The following is a 20,665-nucleotide window of genomic DNA, read 5'->3' on the forward strand; positions in this document are numbered from 1 at the left end:
ATGCCGCCGCGGTCGATGCCGCCGCGGGCGGTGCCGACGGGGCCGGGTCGAGCCCGAGTTCCCGCTGCGCCCGGGCGACCATCTCCCGTGCGTGCCTCAGCCCGATGCGCTCCAGGTCCCGCGCCAGCTCGCCCAGTTCCGCCGCAGTCTCCTCGGGGTCGCGGCCCAGGCGGGCCAGCGACTTGGCCAGACCGAGCCGGGACAGCGCCTCGCCGCGGGGCTCGCCCATGGCGCGGAACTCGCCGAGCGCCTGCTCGTACAGGTTTCGGGCCTCGGCGTGACGCCCTGCGCGGTACAGGACGTTGCCGCGCATCTTGTGGTTGTAGGCCAGGGCGCCGGACAGGTTCATCGCGCGGCAGGACTCCTCGGCCTCCGCCAGCAGTCCGAGGGCGCGTTCGGTGTCCCCGTCCCGCACGGAGACGATGTCGGCCAGCCCGCGCAGCGCCCAGGCGTGACCGCGCCGGTCCTCGGCGGCCGCGGCGATCCGGGCAGCCTCGTCGAAGAGGGCGTAGGCCCTGTCGTGGTCCCCGGAGTTGCGGTGCATCTGCGCGATGCCTTCCAGGGCCCACACCGTGTGCCTGGCCTCGCCGCGCCGGCGGGCCTCCGCCAGCAGCTGTTCGTGCAGTTCGCCCACGGCCTCGTAGTCGCCCTGGATGCGCCCGGTCTCCGCGAGCCCGGCCAGCGAGTAACCGCGCACGACGACGTCACCGCTCCGCTTGCCGAGGTCGGCCGCGAGCCGGAGCAGCCGCCGGGCCAGCGGGAAGGAGCCCCGCTGCCGGGCCAGGGTGCCGCCGCTCCACAGGGCCCAGGCCATCGCGGCGACGTCACCGGCGTCCCGGGCCGCCCGGTAGCTCGCCTTCCACGCCAGGCCGGCCTCCCGCACCTGCCCGAGCCGCCGGTGCGCCTCGGCGACGGCGAGGCCCGAGCGGGCCGCCTCGCCGTGCTGCCCGGCCTGCTCGGCCGCCCTCAACCGCTCGGTGCCGACGGCCAGTACGTCGTCCAGCGAGGAGTTCACGGACAGGGTGGTGAGAGCGCCCTGGTACTCCGGGGCGAATGCCTTGCCGTACATCGGTTCCCTTCGGTCGATCACCGGGTATCCACATATGCACGCTGTGTATACGCGGTGCGTATAGTGCTGTACTCCCGGTCAAGACGCGGGCACGCCGAAGGGGGTTGCCTGTGAGGCTCAGATCACCACGAAGGCCGAGAGGACCACGCCGGGCCCGGCGAGGTGGCCGCAGCCGGTTCGGCCGGGGACGCGCGGGTCACCCGGGGTGCCGTCTCCGGGTGGAGGAGCCGGTCGCGCTCGGGTCGGCGGGGGCGTGGTGGAGTACGTGGGGGCGTCAAGGCCGGGTCGGGCTGTGCGGGTCACCCGGGGGTGTCGGTCTCCCGGGGGAGGAGACGGTCGCGGTGGGCGATGGCCACGGCCTCGGTGCGGCCGGACGCACCGAGCTTGGCGAGGATGTGGGAGACGTGGACGCTCGCCGTCTTGCCGCTGATGAACAGCTCCTCGCCGATCTGCCGGTTGCTGCGGCCGAGCGCGAGCAGACGCAGGACGTCCTGTTCCCGGGCCGTCAGACCGGCCGAACCGGTGCGGGCGGCGGACGGCGCTTCCGCGAGGCGCCCACGCCGGATCAGGGCGTCCGCGCGCTCCAGCAGGGGTGTGGCGCCCAGCCGCACGGCCGTCTCCCGGGCGGCGCGGGCCTCGGCGCCCGCTTCCTCGCGCCGGTCGGCCGCCAGCAGGGCGTGCGCGTACCGCAGCCGGCAGCGGGCGAGCTCATAGGAGTCGCCGTAGCCGAACGCCGCCACGGTCCTCTCCCAGGCCTCCGGGTCCGGCCCGGTGGTGGCCCACGCCCACTCGGCCTCCGCACGGGCCAGCCAGGCCCGCCCTTCGGGCCCCTGCGGCGCTCCGGTGGCGCCCCGCAGGGCCACCGCCCGCGCCGGTTCGAGCAGTTCGGTCGCGACGGCCGACCAGCGGTCGGCCGCCGCCCCGTCACCGACGTGCCGTGCCCCCGCGGCCGCGTCGGCGACCGCCGTGAGGGCGAGCGCGGTGAGCCGGACCGTGACGTCCGGGGGCGTCCCCACGTCGTCCGTGAGGGCCTCGACCGAGGAACGCAGCCGCGCGACCGCCGCCCCGGCGTCACCGCTCAGGACCGCCGCGTCGGTCAGCACGATGCCCGCCACGAGCGTCGCCATCCAGTCGAAGCGGCCCTCGAGCAGGGTCCGGGCCCGCCCGACGACGTCCTTCTCGCCCCGCGCGAGGCCCACGTACAGGGCCGGACCCACCGCGTAGCCGCCCGACGCCGGCAGTACCGCCAGATCGGTCGTCGCCGTCCGCAGACACTCGTCCCAGCGGCCCAGCGTGTAGAGCACCAGCAGTTGCAGGTACCGCATCTCCAGCGGATACGGCGAGGACAGCAGTCCGGCCCGGCGGGCACGGTCCAGGCCCTCCTCCAGCCAGGGCAGACTCTCCTCCAGATCCCCGGCCTCGTAGGCGCCGATGGCCAGGGTGAACAGGGCCCGCATCTCCACCGGCGCGTTGCCCCCGCGCCGGGCCAGTTCGCGTGCTTCCTTCAGGCGCGCGCGGCCCTCGGCGGAGCCGCGGCCGCCGCCCTCCAGGTTGGCCAGCGAGACCAGGAGGTCGGCGCGCGCGTCCGTCAGACCGAGGTGCTCGGCGGCGCTCAGCGCCCGGCGTGCGACGCGCAGGGCGCTGTCGGGATCACCGACCTGACGCGCCGCCAGGACATGCGTGGCGGCGGCCCACACCCAGGTCGGCGAGGGCGGCTCGGCGGGGATCATCGCCAACGCCTCGCTGCTGTAGGCGAACGCGGCCGTCAGACTGTCGACGCCCATGAGGGTGCCGGCGAGCGTGTACCGCACGCGGGCGGCGAGTTCGGAGTCGGTGTCCTGGCCGACGCCCGCGAGCGCGGCCCGGGTCAGGGAGACCGCGCGGTGCGCGTCCCCGGCGTGTGCGGCCGCCGCCGAGGCACGCAGCATCAGCGTGACCCGGTCGGTCCTCCCACCCGGCTCACGGGCCGGCGCGGGGACCGCCTCCCACAGGTCGAGCACGGCTTCCAGGTGGCGCAGTTCCTCGGCGGGCGCACCGACGCGCCGGGCGTGGTCGGCCGCCTCCAGCGAGGCGGCGAGGGCCTCGCCCAGGTCATGGCCGGCGCGGTAGTGGTGGGCGCGTTCCGCGGCGGTCTCCGCGTGGTGGCCCCGGGCGGCCAGGAGCGCGGCGAACGCGCCGTGCAGCCGGACGCGTTCACCGGGCAGGAGATCGGCGTACACCGCCTCGCGGGCCAGGGCGTGCCGGAAGGCGTACGCGCCGTCGGCGCCCGCGACCAGGAGCTGATGGCCGACGGCCTCCCGCAGCGCGGACTCCAGCTCGTCCTCGGGCAGTCCCACCGCGTCCCGCAGCAGGTCGTGGGCCACGCGCCGACCGGCGACGGCGGCGGTCCGCAGCACCTGCTGGGCGGTGTCGGTCAGTTGCTCCACGCGGATGAGCAGCAGGTCGGCCAGCCCGCTGGGCACCCCGCCGGCCTCCGTGTCCGTGGCCGCCAGCAACTCCTCGGCGTAGAAGGCGTTGCCCTCCGCGCGTTCCACGATCCGGCGCACCGTGGCGTCCGGCAGCGGTCGGTCCTCCAGGGCGCGCAGCAGGCGGACCACCTCGGCGTCCGCCAGCGGCCGCAGCTCCAGCCGGTCCACGGCCGGCAGCCGCACCAGCTCCGCCAGCAGGGGGCGCAGCGGGTGGCGGCGGTGCAGGTCGTCCGCCCGGTACGAGGCCAGCACGGTCAGTCGGTGACCGGGGCCGTTGCCGGCGGGCCGTTGCAGGAAGCCCCGGCTGAGCAGGAAGCGCAGCAGGTCCCGGGAGGACTGGTCGGCCCAGTGCAGGTCCTCCAGGACGACGAGCAGCGGGGTGACGTCCGACAGGTCGGCGAGCAGCGCCGCCATCCCCTCGAACAGCCGCAGCCGCCCTTCCCCGTTGCCGGAACGCGCGGCGGGATCCCCGTCCTCCCGCCCGGCCTCCGGGCCCGCGCCCAGCAGCCGGTCGACCAGGGGGTGCGCGGTGAGGACGGCGGCGAACCGCTCGTCGGCGGCGAGCAGGCCCAGGATCTCGGTGAACGGCAGATACGGCAGGCCCACGTCACCGAGGTCGACGCAGTGCCCGGTGAGCACGGTCGTGCCGGAACGGGCGGCCCGCGCGGCGATCTCGTCCAGGACCCGGGTCTTGCCGACGCCGGCGTCCCCGGCGATCAGCACCGCGCGAGCCTCACCGCCCCGGGCGCGCTCCAGCACGCCGGAGAGCCGGGCGAGCTCCTCTTCCCGGCCGACGAACGGAGTGGCGAACACGGTCTGCGACACGGCTCCATCCTGGCACGCGCCACCGACAACGCGGCCCGCGACCAGGAACGGAGCCCTGCCGTGACGACCGCACCGATGCCGTCTCCGTGCCGTCGCCATCGAGGAGGTGCGCACCTGCCGTCGCCACCGTGCGGGCCGCGCCTGCGGTCCGGCACGTGCGGTCCCGACCGTGCCGTCGCCACCGGCGGGCCGCGCCTGCGGTCCCGACCGTGCCGTCAGGAGGGTGCGGTCCCGGCCTCGCCGTCGAGCGGTGCGACGGGCCCGTGCGGGTCAGTCGTGCAGGGACCGCGTCCAGTCCTCCGGCACCCGCCCGGCCGGCCCCGGCACGGGCTGGTCGGCGGGGTGATGGGCCGGCGGGGCGAGCTCGGGCCCGGACTCGTACAACTCGTCGCTCGAGTAGTCCCAGAACCACTCCTCGCCCGGCTCGAAGCTGCGCACCACGGGATGTCCGGTCGCCTTGTAGTGCGCGGTGGCGTGCTGGGAGGGGGAGGAGTCGCAGCAGCCGACATGGCCGCAGTTCGCGCAGCGCCGCAGATGGAACCACCAGCCCCCGGACGCGTCGCAGTCGACACAGCCGGCGCCGCTGGGCGGGACGCTCGGGTCGATGGCGTCTACGTCGGTCATACGGGCTCCTCGGCGGTTTCGGGGTCCTGGGCACTGTCGGGTTCGGAGGCGGTCAGCGGCAGCAGCACCTGGAAGCGGGTGTCGCCCGGCACCGACTCCACCTGGAGGCTGCCGTGGTGCTTGTTGACCACGATCCGCCAGGAGATGTCCAGGCCGAGCCCGGTGCCCTCGCCCACCGGCTTGGTGGTGAAGAACGGGTCGAAGATACGGCCCCGGACGTCCGGCGGGATTCCGGGTCCCGTATCGCGGAACTCCACCAGCAGCCGGTCGCCCTCGCGCGCCGTCCGCACGGTCAACGTACCCTCCCCGCCCGCGCTGTTGACGGCGAAGACGGCGTTGTCGACGAGGTTCGTCCACACCTGGTTGAGCTCCGCCGGGTAGGCCGGGATCTGCGGGAGCCCGCGGTCGTAGTCCTTGACGACCTCGATGCGCTGCCCGATCTTGCCCGACAGCATCAGCAGGGTGCTGTCGAGGAGTTCGTGCACGTCGACGACCCGGTAGGGGGCGCGGTCGAGCTGCGAGTACTGCTTGGCCGCGTCGACGAGATGGGAGATGCGGTTGGTGGAGTCGCCGATCTCGTCCATCAGCAGCTCGGTCTCGACGGTGTAGTTGAGCCATCCCATCGCGCTCGGCAGGATGTCCTCGTCGACGGCGTCCGCGATCTGTTCCAGCCAGTCCACGTCCAGTCCGGCCTGCACAAAGGTCGGCGCGATGCGCCAGCCCTCCTGGACGCCGTGGTCGTCGAGCCAGTCGCTGAGCGTGTCCTCCCGGTCGGAGGCCTCCAGCGGGCTCAGAGCCGGTGCCTTGGCGACCAGTTCGGCCGTCCGCTCCTGGATCTCGATCAGCCGGGTCAGCGCCTCCGGGTCGTACGCGCCGGACGCGATGACGGCGAGCTTGTGCCGCATCTTCGCCACCCGCTCCCGCAGCGTCGCGGTGGCCCGCACCGCCGCCGCGGCCGGGTTGTTGAGCTCGTGGGTGAGACCCGCCGACAACGAGCCCAGGGCCAGCAGCCGTTCGCGCTGGCCGACCGCCCGCTGGGTGTTCTTCGAGCCGAAGAAGAGTCCCTCCAGCAGGTGGACCGCCATCGGGAACCACTCGCGCATGACGTCCGAGAACGACTGCGCGGGCAGTACGAAGAACCGCGTCGGTTCGGTCACCCGCATCGAGTTGTTGTAGACCTGCGGCACCTGGTCGCCCAGGTAGGCCTGCATGGCCCCCGCGTACACCCCGCGCTGGGAGGTGCGGCTCACCTCGACGTCGTCCCCGCCGACCCGGCGGTACAACACGACCGAGCCCTCGATCATCACGTAGAAGCAGGTCGCCGGATCGCCCTCGGTGTACACCGGACCGGGCTCGAACCTCTCCACCCGCCCCTCGCCGCACAGCCGTCCGAGCTGCTCGGGGGTGAGCTTCTCGAAGAGGAACAGCGAGCTGATCTCGGTCGGGCTGCACGGCACCAGCTGCCCGCTCATGACTGCTCCAGGTAACGGTGGACGAGCATCACGGCCATGGCTCCCTCTCCTACTGCGGACGCGACGCGCTTCGCTGACTCGGCGCGCGCGTCGCCCGCCACGAACACGCCGGGAATGCTGGTCTCCAGGTGGTACGGCGGCCGGTCCAGCTCCCAGTCCGCGGGCGGCCGTCCGTCCGGTGTGAGGTCGGGCCCGGCGAGGATGAACCCGCGGTCGTCGCGCAGCACCGTGCCGTCCAGCCAGCCGGTCAGCGGGGCCGCGCCGATGAACACGAACAGCCACTGCGCGTCCACGAGTTCGGTCTGTCCGGTCGTCACGTCCCGCAGTGTCAGCTGTTCCAGGTGACCGTCGCCGTGCGCCGACTCGACCACCGTGCGGGCGCGCACGGAGATGTTCGACGACTCCTCGATCTGCTGGATCAGGTAGTGCGACATCGACGCCGCCAGCGACTCCCCGCGCACGAGCAGGGTGACGGACTTGGCGCCCCTCGCCAGGTACATGGCCGCCTGGCCGGCCGAGTTGGCGCCGCCCACGATGTACACGTCGTGCCCCTGGCAGGAGGCCGCCTCGGTGAGCGCCGAGCCGTAGAACACCCCGCAGCCGGTCAGGTCCTCGCAGCCGGGCGCCGCCAGCTGCCGGTACGACACGCCCGTCGCGAGGATCACGCTGTGCGCGGCCACCGCCGAGCCGTCCGAGAACCGCACGACGCGCGCGGAGCCGTTGACCTCGAGCCCGCTCACCTCGCGCGCGGTGAGGATCTCGGCGCCGAACTTGGTGGCCTGGCGCCGCGCCCGGTCGGTGAGCTGGGCTCCGGACACGCCGTCCGGGAAGCCGAGGTAGTTCTCGATGCGGGAGCTCTGCCCGGCCTGTCCGCCGGTGGCCGACCGTTCCACGAGCACCGTCCGCAGCCCCTCGGAGGCCCCGTAGACCGCCGCGCCGAGCCCGGCCGGTCCGCCGCCGATCACCACGAGGTCGTAGAAGTCGGCGGTCGGTGTCGTCGCCAGGCCCACGTGGGCGGCGAGTGCGGGCGCGTCCGGTTCGACGAGGGGCGTGCCCTCGGCGGTGACCACCAGCGGCAGCCGCTGGCCGTCGGCCCCGGCCGCGGCCAGCAGCCGCTGTCCCTCCGGGTCGTCGGCGGAGTACCAGCGGTAGGGCACCTGGTTGCGGGCCAGGAACTCCCGCACCTCCGAGGACCGGGCCGACCAGCGGTGCCCGACGACCTTCGTGGCGGGCACGGGTCGGTAGTCGCTGGCGCGCCAGGCGTCCAACAGGTCGTCCAGGACGGGGTAGAGCTTCTCCTCCGGCGGGTCCCAGGGCTTCAGCAGGTAGTGGTCGAGGTCGACGACGTTGATCGCGTCGATCGCCGCGCTCGTGTCGGCGTACGCGGTCAGCAGCACCCGCCGGGCGCCCGGATACACGTCCAGGGCCTGTTCGAGGAACTCGATGCCGTTCATCTGCGGCATCCGGTAGTCGGCGAGGATGACGGCCACCAGGTCGCCGCGGAGCTTCAGTTCGCGCAGCGCCTCCAGCGCGGACTCCCCGGACTCGGCGCGCACGATCCGGTACGCACCGCCGTACCGGCGCCGCAGGTCACGGGCGACGGCACGGGATACCCCCGGGTCGTCGTCCACGGTCAGGATGACGGTCCGCGCCGAATCGGCGGCCTGTGCCATACGTCTCCCACCCCGAGAGGGTTGTCGCTCACGGCGGCACGGCGAAGCCCGCGCCGGCTCCGCCCATCGTATGTTCGATCGCCCGCGTCCGCTCCGGGATACCGGCCGAGCATGCGCTCCGGGTACAGGGCCGGGCGCGCGCGGTCAAGGCGACCGCCGCGCTCCCAGCACACAGAACTCGTTGCCCTCGGGGTCGGCCAGCGTCACCCACGCCTGCTCGCCCTGCCCGACGTCGGTGCGGCGGGCGCCAAGGGACAGCAGGCGGGCCACCTCGGCGTGCTGGTCTTCGGGGCGGAAGTCCAGGTGGAGCCGGTTCTTGACCGTCTTCACCTCCGGCACCGGGACGAAGATCAGACCGGGCAGCCGGTCCCTCTCCGGTCGGATCTCGTACTCGTCCGACGTGTCGTTGATCACGACCCAGCCCAGGGCGGCCGCCCACCAGCGCCCCAGTGCCACCGGGTCGGCCGAGTCGACGACCACCTGCTCCCACTCCAATGCCATGACCGAAGCGTAGTGAAGACTGGGCCCGACGGATGTGATCACGACACGAGGAGGCGGCCGGATGACGGGGCCGATCACGGCAGGGGTCGACGGGACGGACGAGAGCCTCGCGGGGCTCGCCTGGGCGGCCCGCGAGGCCGTCCGGCGCGACCTGGAACTGCGGGTGGTGCACGCCTGGCGGTTCCAGCCGGACGCCGCGGCCGACGTGGCCGAGCGGGACGCGCAGGAGCGCTGGGTGCGGGACTCCGCGCGCGGCGCCGTCGCGGCGGTCGCCGAGCGGCACCCGGGGCTGACCGTCACCACCGACGTGCGGGAGGGCGGCCCGGTCGAGACGCTGGTCGCCGCCGCCGCGGACGCGGAACTGCTGGTGCTCGGCTCGCGCGGGCACGGCCCGGTCGTCGGGTTCCTGCTGGGCTCGGTCGGTCAGCAGGTGATCGCCGAGGCCGCCCGCCCGGTCGTGCTGGTGCGGGCCGGCGACCGGCCCTCGTCCGAGGTGGCCGGTCATGAGATCGTCGTCGGACAGCAGGGTGATCCCGAGGACAGCGCCGCCGCGCTGCGCTTCGCGTTCGAGACGGCGGCCGCCCGGGGCGCGGGCATCCGCGCGGTACGGGCCTGGACGCTCCCGCCGGTCTTCGCCTACAGCCCCGGCTCGCTCAAGCTCCTCGACGACGCGGGCGGTCTGGAGCCCTACGAGAAGAAGGCGCTGGCCGAGGCCCTTGAGCCGTGGCGGGAGCGGTTCCCCGACGTGCCGGTGGTGGAGCACGTCGAGATGGGCAGCGCGGGGCAGGTGCTGCTGTCGGTCGCCGGGCGGGCGCAGCTGATGGTGGTCGGCCGGCGCGCCCACCGCACGGCCGTGGGCGCCCGGATCGGTTCGGTGGCGTACGGCGTCCTGCACCACGCGGACTGCCCGGTCGCCGTCGTGCCCCAGGACTGACTCACTCCGGGATCGTCGGCTCCAGGGTCTCCCTGGCCCTGGGCAGGATCTTGCTGATGTAGTCCTCGACGGCCGTGCCGAGCCCGATGTCGTGCTGCGCGTGCTCCGAGAGGTACCAGCGGTGCTCCAGGAGCTCGTGGTAGATCTCCGCCGCGTCCATCTGACCGCGCAGCTCGAGCGGGACCGCGCGCACGGTGGGCCGGAAGACGTCCCGGACCCAGCGGTGCGCCAGCACCTCCGGGCGCGCCGCGAGGGGGTCGCCCGGGGCGTAGTCGTCCTGGGTGGCCATCCAGCTCTCGAGGTCGTTCAGCAGCCGCCGGGCCTGGTTCTCCTCGGTGTCCAGGCCGGTCAGTCGCAGCAGCTGGCGCTGGTGGTGACCGGCGTCGACGACCTTCGGCACGAAGGTGACCGTGTCGCCGTTGGAGGAGTGCTCGATCTGCATCTCGGCGACGTCGAAACCGAGGTCGTTGAGCCGCCGGATCCGGCGCTCGATGTACTGGTACTTGCCCGCCGGGTAGACCGAGGTGCGGGTCAGCTCCTGCCACAGCGCCTCGTAGCGGGCGCAGATCTCCCTGCCGAACTCGATCGGGTCCACCGACGGGTGCAGCGCCCCGGACGCCTCCAGGTCGAGCAGTTCGCCGCTGATGTTGACGCGGGCGAGGTCGAGGTCGTAATCGCGCTGGCCGGTGCTCAGCCGGGGGTGCAGGTCGCCGGTCTCGGCGTCGACGAGATAGGCGGCGTAGGCCCCGGCGTCCCGTCGGAACAGCGTGTTGGACAGCGAGCAGTCGCCCCAGGCGAACCCGGCCAGGTGCAGGCGCACCAGCAGGACTGCGAGGGCGTCCATGAGCCGGTGCATGGTCGCCGGGCGCATCGTCGTCTCGAACATCGAGCGGTACGGCATCGAGCCGCCCAGATGCCGGGTGATCAGCACCGGCTCCAGCGGGGCGCCGCCGTCGTCGGCGCGGCCGGTGACCACGGCCAGCGGGTCGACGGCGGGGATGCCGAGCCGGTCCAGGTCGCGCAGCAGCTCGTACTCGCGCAGCGCGGGGCGTTCGGCGAGCTCCTTGACGGCGATCACCTCGTCGCCGGCCCGGGCGTAGCGCACCACGTGGCGGGAGATGCCGCGGGGCAGCGGGACGAGGACCTCCTCGGGCCACTCCTCCAGAGGCAGGTGCCAGGGCAGTTCCAGCAGGACTGCCGGATGCTCCGGGTTGGTGGCGCTGATCTGCAAAGCCATGGCCTGACCTTAGACGGCGCGTTCGCGGGCCTGCTGGGCCGCCGCCTTCACGGACCCCCGGTGGAGCGGGCCGTGCCCCGGCAGCAGCAGCTCGCCCGACAGCCCTTCGATCACGTCCAGCGAGGTCACCGCGCGGGCGCGCTCGTGGTGGAACATGTCCGGCAGCAGCTGCGGCCCCCTGAGGCGCGAGGTCGGGTGGCCGCTGACCAGGGCGTCGCCGGAGACGACGACGCCCGCCCACGGAAGGTGGAAGACGGCGTGGCCGCCGGTGTGGCCGGGGGTGTGCACCGGGACGGGCCGCCCGGGCAGGTCGAGGGGGCCGCCGGCGCCGGGGAACGCCTCGGGCGCGGTGACCGGGTGCTGCTCGGTGCCGCCGGAGCGCAGGGCGTGCACCGTCCAGGGCAGCACACCGGGCCGCCAGGCGTTCCTCAGCACCTCGCCCACGGTCACCTGCTGGAGGAACTCCCGGCGGGCGTGCGGCACTTCGGCCTCGTGCAGATACACCGGGGTGCCGTACACCGAGCGGAGGTGCTCCGCGGAGCCCAGGTGGTCGTTGTGGGCGTGGGTGATCAGTACGGCCGTGACCGCCTCCGGGGAACTGCCCACGGACGCCAGGGAGTCCAGGACCAGCTGCCGGTCTCCCGGGTAGCCGGTGTCGATGAGGGTGACGGCGTCCCCCTCGGTGAGGATGACCCAGTTGGTGTTGCTGCCGTGCACCAGGTGGATGCCGTCCGCCACTTGCCGTACGTCTGCCCGCATGGCCGTCCCGTGTCCCGGAGATGGTGCTCGAGGTCTGTGCCCGAGGTTCGTGCTCGACGGGGGACAGCAAAGCAGATCGGTGGGCGGATGCGGACGGCGGGGCTCCGTACGTCCTCCGGCGCCGGAGGCGGCTCCGTCTCACCGCACCCCGTGCGGGCGGAACTGGATGCTGATGCGCGGCCCGGCGGCGCGGGTGGACTTGGGGACGCAGTGCTCCCAGGTCCGCTGGCAGGAGCCGCCCATCACGATCAGGTCGCCGTGCCCCAGTGGCCGCCGGACCGTCTCGCCGCCCCGCACCGGGCGCAGCAGCAGGTCGCGCGGGGAGCCCACGGAGAGGATCGCGACCATGGTGTTCTCCCTGGCGCCGCGCCCGATCCGGTCGCCGTGCCAGGCGACGCTGTCCCGGCCGTCGCGGTAGTGGCACAGGCCGGCGGTGACGAAGGGCTCGCCCAGTTCTCCAGCGTAGTGCGCGGACAGCGCCCGCCGGGCCTGCGCGAGCACCGGGTGGGGCAGTTCCTCGCCCGCTCCGTAGAACGCCAGCAGGCGTGGTACGTCGACGAGGCTGTCGTACATCTTCCGGCGCTCCGCGCGCCAGGGCACCTCGGTCGCCAGCTGCTCGAACAGGGCGTCCGATCCGGTGAGCCAGCCCGGGAGGACGTCGATCCAGGCGCCTGCGTCGAGCGGGGTCCGGCGGATCCCGCCGAGGGAGCCGAGGTGCAGCTCGTCGGTCTGGTCGAAGAGGGAGCCCTGGAGGTGGTGCGCGGTCATGGCTCCAGCCTACGCCTTAATCGAAAATATGTTCCATCGACTTCCTCGCCGGTGGCGTGGGGCGGTCGCGGGGGCGCTGCGGTCCGGTTCGCGAAAGCTTTCGATACAGCGATGTATCGGATACATTCCCGTATCGAACGGAGGTCCGAGAGTGGCGATGGAGCAGGGCCGGCGGCCGGAGCAGCCGGCCGAGGAGAGCGGGCGGACGGCCGGGCGCGTCACCAGACGCCGGGTCCGCACCCGCGCGAAGCTGCTCGACGCCGCCTTCGAGGTGTTCGCCGCCAAGGGCTTCGGACGCGTCTCGATCGAGGAGGTCTGCGAGGCGGCCGGCTACAGCAGGGGCGCCTTCTACTCCAACTTCGACAGCCTGGACGAGCTGTTCTTCGCCCTCTACCGGCAACGGGCCGACCTGATCGCCGAACAGGTGGCCGGAGCCCTCGCCCTCGACGGACCCGACCTCGACGTGCCCGCGGCGGTCGACCGGGTCACCGAGGTCCTCCTCCTCGACCTCGACTGGCTCCTGGTGAAGACGGACTTCCTGGTGCACGCCGCGCGCGCCCCGGACGTCGCCCAGACGCTGCTGGCGCACCGCGCGCGGCTGCGGCGGGCCGTCGCCGACCGGCTCGCCCGCGCCCGCGGGCTCGCCGCACTGCCTGCCGTGCTCGGCGAGGCCGACAGCGCGGCGCACGCCGTCGTCGCCGCCTACGACGGGGTCACCACCCAACTGCTGCTGGACAAGGACGTCGAGGGTGCCCGTGTCTGGCTCAAACAACTGCTCACCGCGCTGCTGACCGACGGCAGCGGCACCCCGCAATGACCACTTCAGGAGAAAGGCAGCGGACGCCATGGACGCGGACGTCATCGTCGTCGGAGCGGGCCTCGCGGGTCTGGTCGCGGCGCACGAACTCACCAGCAGGGGCCGGCGGGTCGCCCTGGTCGACCAGGAGAACGCCGCCAACCTGGGCGGCCAGGCGTTCTGGTCCTTCGGCGGGCTGTTCCTCGTCGACTCCCCCGAGCAGCGCCGCCTCGGCATCAAGGACTCCTTCGACCTCGCCTGGAGCGACTGGCAGGGGAGCGCTCAGTTCGACCGCACCGACGACGAGGACTCCTGGGCGGTGCGCTGGGCGCGCGCCTACGTCGAGTTCGCGGCGGGGGAGAAGCGCACCTGGCTCGCCGGACACGGGATCTCGTTCGTGCCGACCGTCGGCTGGGCGGAGCGCGGCGACCTGCGCGCCGACGGACACGGCAACTCCGTGCCCCGCTTCCACGTCGCCTGGGGTACCGGCACGGGCGTCGTCGACCCCTTCGCCCGCTACGCCAAGCAGGCCGCGAAGGACGGGCTGCTGACCTTCTACCACCGCCACCGGGTGGACGAGCTGGTCCTCGACGACGGCGCCGCCCGCGGTGTACGCGGCACGGTCCTCGCCCCCGACGGCTCCGCGCGCGGCGTCGCCTCCAACCGCGACCGCATCGGCGACTTCGAACTGACCGCCCGGGCCGTGGTCGTCACCAGCGGCGGCATCGGCGCCGACCACGACATCGTGCGGCGCTACTGGCCCGAGCGGCTGGGCACGCCTCCCCGCGAGATGGTCACCGGTGTCCCCGCCTACGTCGACGGCCGCATGCTCGACATCAGCGCCGGGGCGGGTGTCCGGCTGGTCAACCGCGACCGCATGTGGCACTACACCGAGGGCATCCGGAACTGGGACCCGATCTGGCCCGGCCACGGCATCCGCATCCTGCCCGGCCCGTCCTCCCTGTGGTTCGACGCCCTCGGCCGCCGGCTGCCCGACCCCTGCCTGCCGGGCTACGACACCCTCGGCACGCTCAGGCACCTGCGGACGACGCCGGACATCGCCGAGCACGACCACTCCTGGTTCATCCTCACCCGCAAGATCGTCGAGAAGGAGTTCGCGCTCTCCGGCTCCGAGCAGAACCCCGACATCACCGCCAAGGACCGCAAGGCGGTCCTGCGCGACCGGCTGCTCGGCAAGGGCGCCCCGGCCCCCGTCCAGGCGTTCCTCGACCGCGGCGCCGACTTCGTGATCGCCGACACCCTGGACGGTCTCGTCGAGAAGATGAACGGGCTGACCGGGAAGGCGCTGCTCGACGTGGACACCCTGCGCCGCCAGATCCAGGCCCGCGACCTCCAGATGGCCAACGCCTACAGCAAGGACGCCCAGGTCCAGGGCATCCGCAACGCCCGCCGCTACATCGGCGACCGGCTCGGGCGCGTCGCCACCCCGCACCGCGTCCTGGACCCGGAGGCCGGCCCGCTCATCGCCGTCAAGCTGCACGTCCTCACCCGCAAGACCCTGGGCGGCATCCAGACCGACCTCGACTCGCGCGCCCTGGGCGCCGACGGGCAGCCGGTCGAGGGGCTGTACGCGGCCGGTGAGGTGGCCGGCTTCGGCGGGGGAGGGGTCCACGGCTACAACGCCCTGGAAGGCACCTTCCTCGGCGGCTGCCTCTTCTCCGGACGCGCGGCGGGACGAGCCGCGGCGAAGCAGACGGGCTGACCAGAGGCGTCAGTGCCGGTCCGCCTCCAGCAGGCGGACCAGCACCGCCGTGTGGCTCTGCTCGGGGGATTTCGCCGAGGTCAGCAGCGTCACCGGCCCCTCGTGCGTCAACTCACGTACGTGGTCGAGGAGTTCGGCGGCCTCCGGGGCTGCCAGCTCCGCCTCGTAGCGATGCGCGAACTCCTCGTACGACCCCTCGCCCGCGTGGTACCAGCGGCGCAGGCCGGCGGACGGGGTGAGGCCCTTGGGCCACTCGTCCACCCGCGCCGCCTCCTTGGACACACCGCGCGGCCACAGCCGGTCGACCAGGACCCGCACACCGTCGTCGGGCTCCGGCGGGTCGTACACGCGACGCACACGGACACTCATGGGCGGACCGTCCTCGAGTCGGCGGGTTCCGTCCGAGCGTAGGCCCGGACACCCGTCGGCACCGCCGGATGTGACCCGAACGAGAAGTGAACGGGTACGCGCAGTCCCTAGTCTGGGCATGTCTGACCACCCGCCACCCCCCCAGGAGCGCACGTGAGACACCCCCGCAGACGCACCACCCTCCCGCGCCGCGAAGCCGTAGCCGCCACCGTCCCGGTCGCCCTGGCGGCGCTGCTCACGGCGGCCGGGCCCGCCACCGCGGCCGGACCGACCGGCTCCGCCGGCGTCGGCGATCCCTACTTCCCGTCGGCCGGCAACGGCGGCTACCACGTGGCCCACTACGACCTGACGCTCCGCTACGACCCCGCCACCCGCCACCTCGACGGCAAGGCGGTCCTGACCGCCCGCGCCACCCAGCGGCTGACCCGCTTCGACCTCGACCTCCAGGGGCTGAAGATCACCGGCCTGACCGTCGACCACGTCAAGGCGGAGCACCGCCGCAACGGCCAGGAACTCGTCGTCACCCCGAAGCGCGCCCTGCGCAAGGGCGAACGGTTCCAGGTCACGGTCACCTACAACGGCACGCCCGGCCCGGTCACCGACCCCGACGGCTCCCCCGACGGCTGGATCCCCACCGACGACGGGGCCTTCGTCGCCGGCGAACCCCAGGGCGCCATGACCTGGTTCCCGGCCGACAACCATCCCCTCGACAAGTCCGGCTACGACTTCACGATCACCGTCCCCGAGGGCCGCGCCGCCGTCGCCAACGGCGTCCTGCTCGGGCAGCGCACCGCCCACGGCAGGACCACCTTCCACTGGCGGCAGAGCGAACCCATGGCCGCCTACCTCGCCACCGCGACCATCGGGAAGTTCAAGGTCCAGCAGTACACGACGCGCGACGGCCTCAAGGTGTACGACGCCGTCGACCCCCGCGAGGCCGCGGCCGCCGCCCCCGTCCTGAAGCAGCTGCCGTCCGTGCTGAAGTGGGAGAGCGGGCTGTTCGGGCCCTATCCGTTCCGCGCCGCCGGCTCCATCGTCGACCACGCCCCGGACGTCGGCTACGCCCTGGAGACCCAGTCGCGGCCCGTGTACGACCGGGCGCCGTCCCTGAGCACCCTCGTCCACGAGAACGCCCACCAGTGGTTCGGCGACTCCGTCTCCCTCACCTCCTGGAAGGACATCTGGCTCAACGAGGGCTTCGCCACCTACGCCGAGTGGCTCTACGCCGAGCAGCACGGCGGTGACACCGCCCAGCGGACCTTCGACGCCCTCTACGCCCGCCCGGCCACCGACGGTCTGTGGGCGTTCCCGCCCGGCGACCCCGGCAGCGGCGCGAACATCTTCGGCACCCCCGTCTACGCCCGCGGCGCCATGACGCTGCACGTCCTGCGCACGACCGTCGGGGACCGTGCCTTCTTCCGCATCCTGCGCGCCTGGGCCGCAGCCCACCGCCACGGCCACGGCACCACCGCGCAGTTCGAACGGCTCGCCGAGCGGGAGTCCGGCGCGGACCTCGGCGCGCTGCTGCGGACCTGGCTGTACGGCCGGGGCAAGCCCGGCACGCCGTAGCACCCCGAACGGGGCCCGGAACCTGACGAGTTCCACACACCTGTCGGCGAAGGTCGAACGACGATCACACCCCGGCCCGGGCCGCGCCGCCCGCCGCGTCCCGCGCGCTCGCGGGACGCGGCGGGCAGCGGCCTCCCCGGAGCCCCTGCCGTCGGCCTCGCCGCAGCCGGGCGCCCCGCTGCCGGCCCGGGGCCGTCCCGCACGGTCCTGTCCGCCCGTCCCGCCGAGAGAACGGAGTCGTCGCGTGTGCGCTCATGTCCTGGTCGCCGAGGACGACACGATGCAGGCTGAACTCATCCGCCGCTCGCTGCTCGCCGAGGGCCACACCGCCACCGTCGTGCACGACGGCGCGGCCGCGCTGGACGCGGTGCGGCGCAGCCGGCCCGACCTCGTCGTCCTCGACCTCATGCTGCCGGTCATCGACGGCTTCGGGGTGTGCCGGGTGCTGCGCCGGGACGACGACGTCCCGGTGCTGATGCTGACCGCCCGCGCGGCCGAGGACGACGTGCTGCTCGGCCTGGAACTGGGCGCCGACGACTACATGACCAAGCCCTACAGCCCGCGGGAGCTGATGGCCCGCATCCGCACCGTCCTGCGGCGCAGCGGGCGGGCCGGGGACGACCGGCGGGACGACCCCGTCGTACGGGCCGCGGGGCTCGCCGTCGACCCCGAGCGGCACGAGGTGCGCTGCGCCGGCCGGCCGGTGGAATGCACGCCCGCCGAGTTCCAGATCCTGCTGGCGATGGCCGCCGAACCCGAACGGGTCTTCTCCCGGAGGCAGTTGCTCCGGTGTACCCGCGGGTTCGACCGTTCCTCGACCGAACGGGCCGTCGACGTGCACATCATGAACCTGCGCCGCAAGATCGAGGCCGACCCCCGCAGACCCGTACGGCTGCTCACGGTGTTCGGCGTCGGCTACAAACTCAGCGGCGGCCCCGCGTGAAGCGCCCCCGCACTGCGGGTGCGGGCGACGCCCCCCGCCCCGCCCGCACCCGCATACCGCTGCGCAAGCGCCTGCTGGTCCGGCTGCTGATCGCGTCCGTCCTGATCGCCGTCTGCTCGGTGGCCGCCACCGCATGGCTCGCCGTCACCACCACCACCCGCGCGCTGCGGGAGGAACAGGGCCAGGCCCTCGCCGGCGACATGGACATCCTCGCGCAGCTCAGCGGCTACGCGGCCACCCACCCGGACTGGACGGGCGTGCGGGCCGTGGTCCGCGACCTGTCCGCCCGCACCGGCCGGCGCATCGCCCTGACCACCGCCGACCGCACCCCCCTGGCCGACTCCGCGCCGGCCGGCACCTCCCTGCCCCCGATCGCCGCCGCCGCCGTCGACCCGCTGCGCACCGACACCTACAGCGAGCCCGGCGCCCAGCTGAGCGGCACCGACCCGCGCGTCGTGGGCCCCTACCGGCTCACCCCGTCCGAACGCGCGAAACTCGACACCGCGGCCGCCGCCCGGCAACGCTGCTTCTCCCGCTACGGCGTCGACACGCTCGTCACCCATGCCCCGAACGGCCGCCCGGTGGTCACCGCGACGGACGGCACCGCCACCACCTCCGGGTACGTGGCCGAGGAGTGCGCGGACGAGCGGTTCGACGTGCCCGTGGCCACGGAGGAGAAAGCGCTGACCGCGCTCCAGGCCGGGGCCGGCGGCTGTCTGACCCGCGCGGGCCTGGACCCCGGCGTGCCCCTGCTGTTCGGAACCGACTTCGCCGGCACGACCGACCGCAAGCCGGACCTGGCGCTCGCGGTCGTCAAGGCGGCGGGCGGCAAGATGCAGGACACCAAGGGTGTCGTGCGCGCCGCCCAGACCTGCCTGGAGACCGCGCGCCGCGCCCAGCTCGACCCGTACGTCGCCCCACTTGCCGAACTGTTCCTCGGTGTCGGGGACAGCGGCGCCGCGCCCCGCTGGGTCATGTCCCCGGCCAACAAGGCGAAGGTCGTCGGCGCGGCCGGTCTGGTGCTGGCCGTCACCGTGGCGGTCACCGCCGTCGTCGCCACCCGTCTCGTGAGGCCCCTGCGCGCCCTGACCGAGGCCGCGGGGCAGCCGCCGGACCAGCACGCGCGGGTGCCCGTCACGACCCGCGACGAGACCGGGATCCTCGCGGAGGCCTTCAACGACCTGGCCGAACGCCGGGAACGTCTGGAGGCGCAGCGCAAGGCCCTCGTCAGCGACGTGGCCCACGAACTGCGCAGCCCGCTCACCAACATCCGCGGCTGGCTGGAGGTCACCCGCGACGGCCTCGTGGAACCGGACACCGAACTGCTCGGCGCCCTGCACGAGGAGGCGCTGGTCCTCCAGCGCGTCATCGACGACCTGCGCGACCTCGCGGCCGCCGACGCCGGCACCCTGCGTCTGCACCGGGAACCGGTGGCCGCCGACGACCTGCTCGCCCAGGTGACCGCCGCCCACCGCGTCGCGGCCGACACGGCGGGCGTGCGCCTGCGCAGCGAGACCGAGGGTTCCCCCTGGCTGGACGCCGACCCGTTGCGGCTGCGGCAGGCGCTCGGCAATCTCGTCACCAACGCCGTTCGTCACACCCCGCCCGACGGGACGGTCACCCTGAGCGCCAGGGGTGACGGCGAAGGGGTCGTCCTGGAGGTCGCCGACACCGGTGCGGGGATCGCCGCCGAGGACCTGCCGCACGTCTTCGAGCGGTTCTGGCGGGCGGAGAAGTCACGCAGCCGCCGCACCGGCGGCAGCGGCCTGGGTCTGCCCATCGTCCGCCAGCTGACGGCCGCCCACGGTGGCACCGCCCGGGCCGCGAGCACCCCGGGCGCGGGCAGTGTCTTCACCTTGCGGCTGCCCTCCGCGGCGGCGCCCGAGGACGGCTGAGGGGACACCGCCGGGAACCCGGAGCCGGACGGCCGGGAGGGAGGGAGGCCCGCTGGGGAGGGCCGGGCTGAGGGCATTGATTCCGTCCCGTCCGCGCGGGTACTTCGTACCCCCGGCGGAGCCGGCCGGAGGACGAAGAGGGAGGTCCATGCCATGAACGCGCCCGACGGCCTGCCGATCGCGCGCTCCCTGGCCGCACTGGCCGAGTTGGTCGAGCGGCAGCGGAGCCTGTTCGTCCGCTGGTCGCGCGGGCCCGCCACCGACCTGCGTGAGATGTCCAGCACCGACGACCTCACCGGCGTGGCCCTGCCCGGGCTGTGCGCGAACCCGCTGGACGTGGAGGACTGGTGGGCGGACCGCTCCCGCACCCTGTGGGTGGCCCGGCGGCTGTACGACTACGCGCACCTGCCGCACGAGAAGGGCCCCGGTGTCCGCCCCTGGGTCCTGACGGGCCGGGAGGCGGGTCGGGGCCCCGACAACGAACCGCTCGTGGCCGAGGTACGGCCCCTGGCCTGGATCGACTCCGCGGTGATCGAGGAGGCGCGGGCGGCGGTTCTCCGCCAGGCGGCGACCTGGGGCCCGCTACGCCGGACGGGCCGGTGAGTGACCGGCCCGTCCGAACCTGCGCCGTGCCGGGCGCCCGGCCGGGACGGTCACCCGAACCCGCCGCGGGCCCCGGCCGCCCGGGCACCGGGTCATGAACTGCGTCGTGCCCTGATACGCCGCTTGAGGGCGCGTCGTTCGTTCTCGTTCGTACCGCCCCAGACCCCGAGCGTCTGATCGGTCTCCATGGCCCACTCCAGACACGCCTCCTGCACGGGGCAGCGTCGGCAGACCGCCTTCGCCTGTTCCGCCTGGAGCAGTGCCGGACCGGAGGTACCGATCGGGAAGAAGAGGTCGGGGTCCTCGTGGCGGCACTCGGCGTGCTCTCGCCAGTCGTCCATCGAAGTCACCTGCGATCTCGTCGTATGTGCTGTTCCGGATACGTTGCTCGTGATCGGGTGACCGCAGGAACGGCGCTGAAACTGGGCGGGCAGGGA

General features: G+C 73.7%; 17 protein-coding genes and 1 pseudogene. 7 read left to right on the forward strand and 11 right to left on the reverse strand.

Features of this window, described 5'->3' with window-relative positions:
* Positions 1 to 49: 49 nt before the first annotated feature.
* From OHS71_RS37760 to OHS71_RS37785, 6 genes and pseudogenes are all read right to left on the reverse strand, one after another.
* Positions 50 to 1,069 (reverse strand): annotated as a pseudogene (locus OHS71_RS37760) (tetratricopeptide repeat protein); the annotation flags it as partial.
* 299 nt (positions 1,070 to 1,368) lie between these two features.
* Entirely contained in the window at positions 1,369 to 4,362 is a 2,994-nt protein-coding gene (locus OHS71_RS37765) for a helix-turn-helix transcriptional regulator (RefSeq protein WP_328483821.1), read from the reverse strand.
* A gap of 270 nt (positions 4,363 to 4,632) precedes the next feature.
* A complete protein-coding gene (locus OHS71_RS37770) occupies positions 4,633 to 4,986 on the reverse strand; it encodes a UBP-type zinc finger domain-containing protein (protein WP_328483822.1) in 354 nt (117 codons plus the stop codon).
* Positions 4,983 to 6,458, reverse strand: coding sequence for an ATP-binding protein (locus OHS71_RS37775; RefSeq protein ID WP_328483823.1), 1,476 nt, complete (start codon positions 6,456 to 6,458; stop codon positions 4,983 to 4,985). Before OHS71_RS37775 ends, OHS71_RS37770 begins: the two co-directional genes overlap by 4 nt.
* Entirely contained in the window at positions 6,455 to 8,131 is a 1,677-nt protein-coding gene (locus OHS71_RS37780; RefSeq protein ID WP_328483824.1) for an FAD-dependent oxidoreductase, read from the reverse strand. The genes OHS71_RS37775 and OHS71_RS37780 overlap by 4 nt, the downstream gene beginning before the upstream one ends.
* Before the next feature lie 144 nt (positions 8,132 to 8,275).
* Positions 8,276 to 8,632, reverse strand: a complete 357-nt coding sequence (locus OHS71_RS37785) for a VOC family protein (RefSeq protein ID WP_328483825.1) — start codon at positions 8,630 to 8,632, stop codon at positions 8,276 to 8,278.
* 61 nt (positions 8,633 to 8,693) lie between these two features.
* Here OHS71_RS37785 and OHS71_RS37790 point away from each other — a divergent pair, with 61 nt between their 5' ends.
* Complete coding sequence (locus OHS71_RS37790) at positions 8,694 to 9,566, forward strand: universal stress protein (protein ID WP_328483826.1); 873 nt, start codon at positions 8,694 to 8,696, stop codon at positions 9,564 to 9,566.
* A 1-nt stretch (position 9,567) separates the two neighbouring features.
* Here OHS71_RS37790 and OHS71_RS37795 read toward each other — a convergent pair whose 3' ends face one another.
* From OHS71_RS37795 to OHS71_RS37805, 3 genes are all read right to left on the reverse strand, one after another.
* Entirely contained in the window at positions 9,568 to 10,803 is a 1,236-nt protein-coding gene (locus OHS71_RS37795; RefSeq protein ID WP_328483827.1) for a DUF4032 domain-containing protein, read from the reverse strand.
* Positions 10,804 to 10,812: 9 nt separating this feature from the next.
* Positions 10,813 to 11,562, reverse strand: a complete 750-nt coding sequence (locus OHS71_RS37800; protein WP_328483828.1) for an MBL fold metallo-hydrolase — start codon at positions 11,560 to 11,562, stop codon at positions 10,813 to 10,815.
* 138 nt (positions 11,563 to 11,700) lie between these two features.
* Complete coding sequence (locus OHS71_RS37805; RefSeq protein ID WP_328483829.1) at positions 11,701 to 12,330, reverse strand: alpha-ketoglutarate-dependent dioxygenase AlkB; 630 nt, start codon at positions 12,328 to 12,330, stop codon at positions 11,701 to 11,703.
* Positions 12,331 to 12,487: 157 nt separating this feature from the next.
* Here OHS71_RS37805 and OHS71_RS37810 point away from each other — a divergent pair, with 157 nt between their 5' ends.
* Both OHS71_RS37810 and OHS71_RS37815 read left to right on the forward strand, forming a co-directional pair.
* Positions 12,488 to 13,147: a TetR/AcrR family transcriptional regulator gene (locus tag OHS71_RS37810; RefSeq protein WP_328484773.1), complete on the forward strand. Its 660-nt coding sequence runs from the start codon at positions 12,488 to 12,490 to the stop codon at positions 13,145 to 13,147.
* 28 nt (positions 13,148 to 13,175) lie between these two features.
* On the forward strand, positions 13,176 to 14,849 hold the full coding sequence (locus tag OHS71_RS37815; RefSeq protein ID WP_328483830.1) for an FAD-binding dehydrogenase: 1,674 nt from the start codon (positions 13,176 to 13,178) through the stop codon (positions 14,847 to 14,849).
* A 9-nt stretch (positions 14,850 to 14,858) separates the two neighbouring features.
* On the opposite strand, the gene OHS71_RS37820 is transcribed toward OHS71_RS37815, so the two are convergent.
* Positions 14,859 to 15,218: a DUF488 domain-containing protein gene (locus tag OHS71_RS37820; protein WP_328483831.1), complete on the reverse strand. Its 360-nt coding sequence runs from the start codon at positions 15,216 to 15,218 to the stop codon at positions 14,859 to 14,861.
* Between the two features lie 153 nt (positions 15,219 to 15,371).
* On the opposite strand from OHS71_RS37820, the gene OHS71_RS37825 reads away from it, so the two are divergent.
* The 4 genes from OHS71_RS37825 to OHS71_RS37840 all read left to right on the forward strand — a co-directional run bounded on the left by OHS71_RS37825 (position 15,372) and on the right by OHS71_RS37840 (position 20,228).
* Positions 15,372 to 16,787, forward strand: a complete 1,416-nt coding sequence (locus OHS71_RS37825) for a M1 family metallopeptidase (protein ID WP_328483832.1) — start codon at positions 15,372 to 15,374, stop codon at positions 16,785 to 16,787.
* Positions 16,788 to 17,031: 244 nt separating this feature from the next.
* On the forward strand, positions 17,032 to 17,730 hold the full coding sequence (locus OHS71_RS37830) for a response regulator transcription factor (RefSeq protein WP_328483833.1): 699 nt from the start codon (positions 17,032 to 17,034) through the stop codon (positions 17,728 to 17,730).
* Positions 17,727 to 19,625, forward strand: coding sequence for a sensor histidine kinase (locus OHS71_RS37835; protein ID WP_328483834.1), 1,899 nt, complete (start codon positions 17,727 to 17,729; stop codon positions 19,623 to 19,625). Before OHS71_RS37830 ends, OHS71_RS37835 begins: the two co-directional genes overlap by 4 nt.
* A gap of 153 nt (positions 19,626 to 19,778) precedes the next feature.
* The gene (locus OHS71_RS37840) at positions 19,779 to 20,228 is read left to right on the forward strand and encodes a DUF6098 family protein (protein WP_328483835.1); all 450 of its coding nucleotides are present in this window, start codon (positions 19,779 to 19,781) and stop codon (positions 20,226 to 20,228) included.
* A 92-nt stretch (positions 20,229 to 20,320) separates the two neighbouring features.
* On the opposite strand, the gene OHS71_RS37845 is transcribed toward OHS71_RS37840, so the two are convergent.
* Positions 20,321 to 20,569, reverse strand: a complete 249-nt coding sequence (locus tag OHS71_RS37845) for a WhiB family transcriptional regulator (RefSeq protein ID WP_328483836.1) — start codon at positions 20,567 to 20,569, stop codon at positions 20,321 to 20,323.
* Positions 20,570 to 20,665: the final 96 nt, after the last annotated feature.

It is taken from the genome of Streptomyces sp. NBC_00377, from assembly GCF_036075115.1.
In the GTDB taxonomy this organism is placed as follows: Bacteria; Actinomycetota; Actinomycetes; order Streptomycetales; family Streptomycetaceae; genus Streptomyces.